The organism is Vibrio genomosp. F10 str. ZF-129 (genome assembly GCF_000287055.2).
In the GTDB taxonomy this organism is placed as follows: domain Bacteria; phylum Pseudomonadota; class Gammaproteobacteria; order Enterobacterales; family Vibrionaceae; genus Vibrio.
Window position 1 is genome coordinate 1 of the sequence record NZ_AJYQ02000108.1, and the last position, 8,162, is coordinate 8,162.

Annotated in this window: 8 protein-coding genes; 3 read left to right on the forward strand and 5 right to left on the reverse strand. The window is 44.6% G+C overall.

All coding sequences use genetic code 11. The annotated features are described in order from the left end of the window. Positions 1 to 655 (reverse strand): formate-dependent phosphoribosylglycinamide formyltransferase (gene purT, locus A1QO_RS13725; protein WP_017041380.1); only part of this gene is annotated, 655 nt, incomplete at its 3' end. A gap of 314 nt (positions 656 to 969) precedes the next feature. Here purT and A1QO_RS13730 point away from each other — a divergent pair. The 3 genes from A1QO_RS13730 to A1QO_RS13740 are packed head-to-tail and all read left to right on the forward strand — an operon-like array spanning position 970 to position 4,195. Then, the gene (locus A1QO_RS13730) at positions 970 to 2,388 is read left to right on the forward strand and encodes an SLC13 family permease (RefSeq protein ID WP_017040320.1); all 1,419 of its coding nucleotides are present in this window, start codon (positions 970 to 972) and stop codon (positions 2,386 to 2,388) included. Between the two features lie 9 nt (positions 2,389 to 2,397). Then, positions 2,398 to 3,735, forward strand: coding sequence for an ATP-binding protein (locus tag A1QO_RS13735; RefSeq protein ID WP_017041381.1), 1,338 nt, complete (start codon positions 2,398 to 2,400; stop codon positions 3,733 to 3,735). Further along, complete coding sequence (locus A1QO_RS13740; RefSeq protein ID WP_017034956.1) at positions 3,722 to 4,195, forward strand: response regulator; 474 nt, start codon at positions 3,722 to 3,724, stop codon at positions 4,193 to 4,195. Before A1QO_RS13735 ends, A1QO_RS13740 begins: the two co-directional genes overlap by 14 nt. Positions 4,196 to 4,336: 141 nt before the next feature. Here A1QO_RS13740 and cdd read toward each other — a convergent pair whose 3' ends face one another. From cdd to sbcB, 4 genes are all read right to left on the reverse strand, one after another. After that, positions 4,337 to 5,224 (reverse strand): cytidine deaminase, encoded by an 888-nt coding sequence (gene cdd / locus A1QO_RS13745; protein ID WP_017038485.1) that lies wholly within the window; start codon positions 5,222 to 5,224, stop codon positions 4,337 to 4,339. Between the two features lie 201 nt (positions 5,225 to 5,425). Next, a complete protein-coding gene (locus A1QO_RS13750) occupies positions 5,426 to 6,103 on the reverse strand; it encodes a CidB/LrgB family autolysis modulator (RefSeq protein WP_026027067.1) in 678 nt (225 codons plus the stop codon). Next, entirely contained in the window at positions 6,103 to 6,468 is a 366-nt protein-coding gene (locus A1QO_RS13755; RefSeq protein WP_017034953.1) for a CidA/LrgA family protein, read from the reverse strand. The genes A1QO_RS13750 and A1QO_RS13755 overlap by 1 nt, the downstream gene beginning before the upstream one ends. 103 nt (positions 6,469 to 6,571) lie before the next feature. Next, positions 6,572 to 7,996 (reverse strand): exodeoxyribonuclease I, encoded by a 1,425-nt coding sequence (sbcB, locus tag A1QO_RS13760; protein ID WP_017041383.1) that lies wholly within the window; start codon positions 7,994 to 7,996, stop codon positions 6,572 to 6,574. Between the last annotated feature and the right edge of the window lie 166 nt (positions 7,997 to 8,162).

Sequence of the window (8,162 nt, forward strand, 5' to 3'; positions counted from 1 at the left end):
TCGGTTGGCAGAAATGAACCCCATCGACAGCGCGAACCGTCAAAAGCGTGATTTCATAGTCAAAATCGATAAATCCTTCCACAATGACTCGGCCCGCGCCAGTTCGGCCTCCTTCTTGAGCGTAATCCCATGCTGTTTGAATATCCTCGAAGGTTTTGATGACACTTTGGCCTTTACCTGATGAGCTCATGACGGGTTTGCACACACATGGCAGACCTGCAAATTCAACCGCCGCTTTAAATTCTTCGTAGGTATCCGCAAACTTATATGGCGAAGTCGTGAGGTTTAGTTCTTCAGCAGCAAGACGACGAATACCTTCACGGTTCATTGTGAGTTTGGTGGCATTCGCTGTTGGGACGACATTGAGGCCTTGAGCTTCAAGTTCAACTAATTTGTCGGTTGCGATAGCTTCAATTTCAGGAACAACATAATCCGGCTTTTCTTGTTCGATAATGGCTTGAAGCGCATCGCCATCGAGCATATCAAGAACATGACTACGGTGAGCCACTTGCATTGCAGGTGCATTTTTATAACGATCACAGGCGATCACTTCAAAGCCCAAACGTTGGCATTCAATGGCGACTTCCTTGCCTAATTCACCAGATCCAAGAAGCAATACTCGAGTCGCATCTTTACTCGTCGCGGTACCAAACATAAAAACCTCGTTATCAATACAGATAGTAAATTACAGGTAGCAAATTATGACGGGGATCATACTGATTATCAGCCCAAAAGCAAACGTTTGCTTTTGGGTTTTATCATTGAATGAAAAAGAGCTAAATGGATACAGAAAAACAACGAACGCGACACGCTTCGTTGACAAAAATAACGTTTCATTGATCTAAAACGTAGTAAATCAGCGACAACCCCTTAATAATAGACGGCTTAAAGGTAAGGAGTATTTACTCCATTAATGATCCTTGGGTCATTATCGTGTCGTTACTTAATCTCAGGAAGAGTTGCCGTACCATGCGTCAGTATATGAAATACATCATTCCCCTTGTTATCCCCCTGTTCATTTTATGTTTACCCTTGTCAGCGTTTCCATTTGAGGGCTTGACGATTATTCAACAGCGGGTCATCGCGATATTCTTACTTGCCGCGCTGTGCTGGGTATTCGAGCCGATACCGATTTACGCGACGTCTGTGGTGATCATCGTTTTAGAGCTGTTAATGCTGTCTAATAAGGGCATTTTCTTCTTTCGTTTGGAAGAGGGCCAGCCGCATTTTGGTGAGCTTCTTCAATATCACGAGATCATGGCCACGTTCGCAAGCCCAATCATTATGCTCTTTTTAGGCGGATTCTTCCTTGCTATGGCAGCGACCAAATATCGATTAGATGTCAACTTGGCGCGCGTATTACTCAAGCCATTTGGGCAAAACCCTAAATACGTAATGCTTGGATTGATGCTCATTACCGGCATTTTTTCGATGTTTATGTCGAATACTGCGACAACCGCAATGATGCTCTCGATTTTGACACCGGTTATAGCGGTTTTTGGACCTAAAGATCCTGGCAGAGTGGCATTCGCATTGTGCATACCTGTCGCGGCAAATATTGGCGGGATAGGGACACCGATTGGAACCCCGCCCAATGCCATCGCCCTGAAATATTTGGTGGGTGACAATCTGATTACCTTCGGTGAATGGATGGCGTTTGGTGTGCCGTTCGTTGTTATTATGATGGCGTTGGCGTGGTTTTTAATTGGGTTTATTTATAAAGCCGATCAGAAAACCATTAACCTAAGTATCAAAGGTAAGTTTTTGAAAACGCCGAAAGCGATTATCGTTTACATCACCTTTGCCTCAACGATCATATTATGGCTGATGGGCTCATCTCACGGCATGAATTCATACACTGTCGCACTTATCCCGGTTGCCATCTTCTCACTGACAGGCATTATCAACAAAGAAGACTTGAAAAAGATATCGTGGGATGTTCTGTGGCTTGTTTCTGGTGGTATCGCGTTAGGTCTTGCATTAGATAAAACAGGCCTAGCAAGATTGATGGTGCACAGTATCCCGTTCGACGAATACTCACCATACGTCGTGTTATTTGGTGCGGCGACCTTGTGTTTAGTCATGGCCAACTTTATGTCTCATACGGCAACGGCCAACTTGCTTATGCCTATCATGGCTGCGCTGGGTGCTTCTATGGCATCTCTAACACCGCTAGGTGGCGAGTTAACCTTGATTCTCGTTGTCACTTTTGCTGCTTCGCTGGGCATGTCTTTACCCATCAGTACGCCACCTAACGCATTGGCGCACGCGACAGGGCAAGTTCAGACCCATCAAATGGCGAAGGTGGGCGTGATTCTGGGTGTCGTTGGCGTGTTATTGAGCTTTGTTATGGTGTGGATTTTACATTCTGTAGGACATATAGGGTAACTACGGACGATGCCGAACAGCAAATTCAATCAACTCATTAGCCGTTACTTTAGTGATAACGATAGAAAACTGTCTCTGATTGCTGGCACCGTCGTGCTAGAGCAGGGCGAGCATAACGACAGGTTGTATTACGTAGTTAGCGGTGAATTAGAGGGTTATTTTACCAAAGGTGGCGATCTACAAACTAAGGTCTTTTCAGCGTCGGAAGGGGCCTTTATTGGCGTACACAGTTTCTTTTCTGAAACGTGGATTGCATCGTCTACCGTTGTCGCTAAATCCGATACTCAACTTGCATGGATAGACAGAACCATACAAGCTTTTGAACCAGAAATATATGGCCCATTAACCGCACAGTTTACCCCTGTTATCGTTAATGAATTGTCCCGTCGTCAGCGCAGAGCGACAGAAGAAGCGGTGGCTAAAGAACAAGCGTTACAAAAGTTACACACCGCAGAACAAATGACAACGTTAGGGCAGCTGGCCGCAGGAATAGCGCACGAGCTTAATAATGCGATTGGTGTCGTGAGCAGTACATCTGATCGATTAGAGTCTGTGTTATTAACGTTACTCGAAGAGATTCATCCGGAAGCGAGCCAGTTTTTTGATGTGGGTTTAATGCAAGGTCAAAAGAGTACCTCTAGCGAAGTTCGCAAAAGGGGCAAGCTGTTTGAACAAAAGTACAATTTACCCAAGGATATCGCAAGAGAGCTTGCTCGCGCTGTGAAATCCGATGAAGTGAATGAACATTGGCTGACGTCTCCCAAAGACGCGATTCGTTATTGGCAAATGGGACGCGATATACATGATCTTCGCTTAGCATCAAAACACACGGTGGGAATTGTCAAATCGGTGAAACAACTCGGCCGTACCGACATTGATCTAGATGAAGAACTCGATGTGAACGATTCCATTCATCGAGCTGTGGCATTGTTACAAAGCGATCTACGTAGAGTCTCTGTGCGTATTCGGCCCGCTGAACTTCCACCGTTCAAAGGATCTCAAACTGAGCTTGTTCAGGTTTGGGTTAACATCATCAAAAACGCCTGTGATGCCATGGAAGAGTGTGACGAACCCGCCATCGATATTCATACTCGGGTGCATAAAAATAGAATTTTAGTCACGGTGACCAATAATGGCCCTGAAATAGAACCTGCGATCCGAAGAAAGATCTTTCAACCTAATTTTACGACAAAAAAAGGCGGCTTATCATTTGGCCTAGGCCTTGGGCTCTCTATAGTCAAACGTATTGTTGCTGGGTACTCCGGCAGTATTGCAGTAAAAAGCGACAGAGAGAAAACAATTTTTAGAATCAAGTTACCAATCGAGGGTGAACATGGAGAAGCTTAATTTAATTTGCGTTGACGATCAGCGAGAAGTGTTGAGTGCGGTACTTCAAGATTTGGAACCATTGACTCATTGGCTAAATATAGAAGATTGCGAATCAGCTGACGAAGTGTTGGAGCTAATGGATGAATTAGATGCGGATGGTGAAATGGTTGCCGTGTTGATTTCTGATCATGTTATGCCAGGAAAAACCGGCGTCGAGCTGCTCACGGAAGTCTCTTTAGATTCACGTTTCATGCATACAAAGAAAATCTTGCTGACAGGCCAAGCCACTCAGTCGGATACGATTGAGGCGATCAATGTCGCTGGAATAAATCACTACTTTGAAAAACCTTGGGCTTCTGATGTGCTGGTCAGCACTATTCGAACACTAGTGACACACTATATTTTTGAGAAAGGGTTGGATTACACGCAATACCAAGGTGAACTCGACCAGCAAGTGGTATTTTCACATCTTAGATAGGCGTTAGATCGCCATCTTTACACAGTCCCGCAACGGAAAAGCACCCGTCAGAGTCATAGCGATAAAAACAATGCTCAGCAATTGCTGAGCATTGTTAAATGGTATGAACAACGTTTTGTCGTCAATGATTGTCGCAAAAGCTTAAACGGATAAATAAGAAACCGTAATGTCTGGGTTAATAGCTTCTAGCGTTGCCTGAGTATCAGCAAGGTGACTGATTGTACCTTCAGACATTTCGACCAGTGCCGCTGAAGCGATATCGTTGATCGACTCACCGTCTAACAGTAATTGAATAATAGCAACTTGAAGCGGTGGTAAACTTGGGTTGAACGCTGCATTTTCAGCGTACGCACCACTATAGACTTTCCCGTTCGCCAGGCGAAGCGCCGTGCCACTCAGATTTTTAGTGTAAGGTGCGTGGCTGGCATTTAATCGTTGCATCGCGACGTTGATCAACACGTCCTGATCATTGGTCGTCAATAGATGATCGACTTTAGACATCAGTCTGGTTTCAATACCAAGATCCGCAGGGCCAAATGACTCAGGGAGATATTCTTGCAACGATTTCTGGTCTTTTTGTGGGAGCTGAATAACAAGTTCATCTGCTGTAGAGAGTTCATTCATAAATTGGCGGCAGTGACCACATGGGCTGAAGTTGATTGTAATATCAGTAATCCCTTCTTCACCTTTCATCCAAGCATGGCTGATGGCAGATTGCTCCGCATGGACGGTTTGACCGAGCTGAACGCCAGAAATCTCAACATTCGCCCCAAAATACAACCGACCAGATAGGCCTCTCACGATAGCACCGACAAAAAAGTGAGATAGCGGAGCGTAGGAATAAGCGGCAGCAAACGGCAACAGTGCAACACGCAAATCGGCGTCTGCTAAACCAGAGATTTCAAGGAGTTGCTCAAATTGCTGTTTAGATAAGGTAGCGTCAAAGCTATCATCTTGGAGAATCGGTAATAAAAAGCGAGATATTGATTCAGGGGCTTCTTGCAGTGCACGTTCCATTTGGGTATTCATTGTTCGACCTCTTTTTTGTATTGGTATTCATTCTAGGGAACGATAAATAATAAACAGAGATATAGATCACATTAATAAATGCAATAGGAGTTACATTACACCAATTGAGTGACGCGGCACATTTTTTAGAATGATTTTTCTCGTTTTCCCGCCTTTTTATGTAAACAAACATGAGTAAAGGATCAGGTTCAGTGAGTCGGACTACATGAGCAACCACACGGCTAAAGAGAAAAACGATGGAGCGAGAATCGAGGTGATCACCCCACACACGACCAAGGCTAAAGAACTGAACGCCGCATCTTTAGGATCTTTTTCTGCACAGGTTGCGGTGCCTAACGCATGAGAAACCGTGCCCATGGTCAATCCCTTAGCGATAGGGTGGGTGATGTTTAGTAGGTTATAAATAGGGTAAGCGAGAATCGCACCAAACAATCCAACCAGCAGTACGAAAATTGCGGCCATGGCGGGTTCGCCTCCAAGGCTGCTCGAAACCTCCATAGCAATAGGCGTTGTAACCGATTTCCCCAAGAAACTGGCAATCAAGGTTAGATCTGTCTGCATGAACACGGCAATGATGGTTGAGGTAAACATAGAAAGCACGCTACCGACACCGCACGCCAACATAATAATGCGCCAGTTTGCCCGTATTTGTGGCAATTGTTCGTATAGTGGATAAGCCAGCGCAACGACGGCGGGCTGCAACAAATAATTTATCCATCGGTTCTCTGCATAATATTGTTCGTAAGGCACTTTTAACCAAATTAATATGGGAATCAAAATGCTAATGCTGATCACTAATGGATTAAATAATGGGTTATTTACTTTTTGACTGACCCAACGTGAAAATAGGAAAACGACGACGGTCACCAGTAGCCACATCATTTGTTCCCCTTCTTCAATAGGCGATCCAAAAAGTAACCCAGTACGACAAGAACAATGAACGTTGCCCCAATAGTAGAGGCCAAGATAGGCAACGCGTTTTCAATCAGTGTGTCGAAGTGAAGCATGAGCCCGACACTAATGGGCACAAACAGTAAAATCATGTATCGAATCAGGAGCGTGGCACTCGATTTAACCCATTCAGAAGAAACAAGGCCACTCGCGAGCAGTGAAAATAGTATTAACATACCAAAAATACTGCCGGGAATGGCGGTGTTTAATAGTGATTGGAGGGTGTTACCAATCAATAAACTCACTAAAATGAGCAGCATGGACACCAAATATTTTGCCAATTTCATAGCCATTGATCGTGCGTTACCTTATTACATGTTTACCAATAAAATCGTGCATCCAGCCGTTATTCATTCCTTTTAATGCGGTTTGTCTAAGCGTGTTATCTAAAGCTGATTAAGACGCTATCTTTTCAACATACTGATACACCGCTTTCAAAATGGCCATTTTCTTTTCATCACTTTCATGTTCGTGGACCAGGTTTTCAAGATTCAGCATGTAACCTTCGAGCCTTTGTTCAAAATAATCTCTGCAATGATTCGCCCATTTAACTTGCTCTTGTTCATCAAGAGACAATGGGTAATGTCTCGCTCTATAGCGGAAAAGAAGAGGTTCAATGCGCTCATCGTTAAAGCGAATGTCCAAAGCGGCTAAATTGGCAGGGTCAGTGGCGCGAATAATGTCCATTGCTGATTTATCTGCGGGAGAGAAAAAACCGTCATAGAGTTTCGTATCGACATCATCGCTGGCTGGATACTCGCGGTCTGCACTGTACACACTGATGAGTTTTTCCCTGATCTCAGGGTGGCTACGAAGTCGTGCCAGATTATCCAAGCATTGCTTTCTATTAATACCGATAGCTTCAGCATTTTCTGCGGTCAAGGTTTTGGCTGGTGCGAGAATCGGGCACTTGTTGATATGAACGAGCTTAATAGGAACGGGAAGCTCATCTTCTGTGAGTTCACTGCGTTTGGTATATAAGCGTGTAAGAAGTTCATCAGTGTTCAACTCTAATAAGGGAGAAGGATCTTTTGCCAAATCCACAACGATTGCCGCATTTTGGTTGGTCGGGTGCCATGCAACAGGCACAATCCAGCTGGTATAATTGCAATCACGTCCGAACATACCGGAAACATGCATTAAAGGTGTCATGTTAACGATATCAATTAACTCGTTCAGCTTTCGTTTATGGCGCATGCTCAAGAAGTAGTTGAACAGTTTCGGCTGCGCGGCTTTTAGCTTTTTCGCCATTTCAATCGTGGCGATTACGTCTGCCATAGCATCGTGTGCATTTTCGTGTTCAATTCCGTTGGCAACGGAAAGGTGCTCGAGCTTAAAGCTGGTATAACCCTCTTCATTTTCTGGCCATTCAACCCCTTCTGGGCGCAGAGCATGACAGGCGCGCATCACATCAAGCAAATCCCAACGAGAGTTACCGTTTTGCCAGCTCCAAGCGTAGGGGTCGATGAAGTTTCGGTAGCAGGTATAGCGGGTCACCTCATCATCAAAACGAATACTGTTGTAACCTAGGCTCGTGGTTTTTGGTTTTGAAAGCTCGTCATGAATCTTGGTAATGAACTCGGGTTCAGGCAAACCTTGCGCAAGGGCTTTTTGAGGTGTGATTCGGGTAATCAACGCCGCTTCAGGAGAAGGTAAATAATCAGCAGGAGGCTGACAATAAATAACAAGAGGCTCGCCAATAATGTTGAAATCTTCGTCGGTACGCACACCCGCAAACTGACTCGGTCTGTCTTTCGCTGGACTCGTGCCCCAGGTTTCGTAATCGAAAAAGAAGAAGGTAGGTTGTTGCTCTTGTTGCATGTTGGTTTTACCAGATGGGTCATTAGCTTATGACTATTAGACCACTGCGAGGATAGCTTAGCAATCTGGATATCTCTTACTGAGGCTAATAGAAATAAAAAGTGGTTGTTGATAGCTAGGGCGTGTTGATCTTTCAAGCTGATTTTTGCAGCAACTTGATGGGTAT

What these genes read in the sequence shown, in the direction of transcription:
- A1QO_RS13750 (WP_026027067.1), bottom strand. Translation starts at nt 6,103, where the DNA reads ATGTGGCTACTGGTGACCGTCGTCGTTTTCCTATTTTCACGTTGGGTC.
- A1QO_RS13755 (WP_017034953.1), bottom strand. Translation starts at nt 6,468, where the DNA reads ATGGCTATGAAATTGGCAAAATATTTGGTGTCCATGCTGCTCATTTTA.
- A1QO_RS13730 (WP_017040320.1), top strand. Translation starts at nt 970, where the DNA reads ATGCGTCAGTATATGAAATACATCATTCCCCTTGTTATCCCCCTGTTC.
- A1QO_RS13740 (WP_017034956.1), top strand. Translation starts at nt 3,722, where the DNA reads ATGGAGAAGCTTAATTTAATTTGCGTTGACGATCAGCGAGAAGTGTTG.
- sbcB (WP_017041383.1), bottom strand. Translation starts at nt 7,996, where the DNA reads ATGCAACAAGAGCAACAACCTACCTTCTTCTTTTTCGATTACGAAACC.
- cdd (WP_017038485.1), bottom strand. Translation starts at nt 5,224, where the DNA reads ATGAATACCCAAATGGAACGTGCACTGCAAGAAGCCCCTGAATCAATA.
- A1QO_RS13735 (WP_017041381.1), top strand. Translation starts at nt 2,398, where the DNA reads ATGCCGAACAGCAAATTCAATCAACTCATTAGCCGTTACTTTAGTGAT.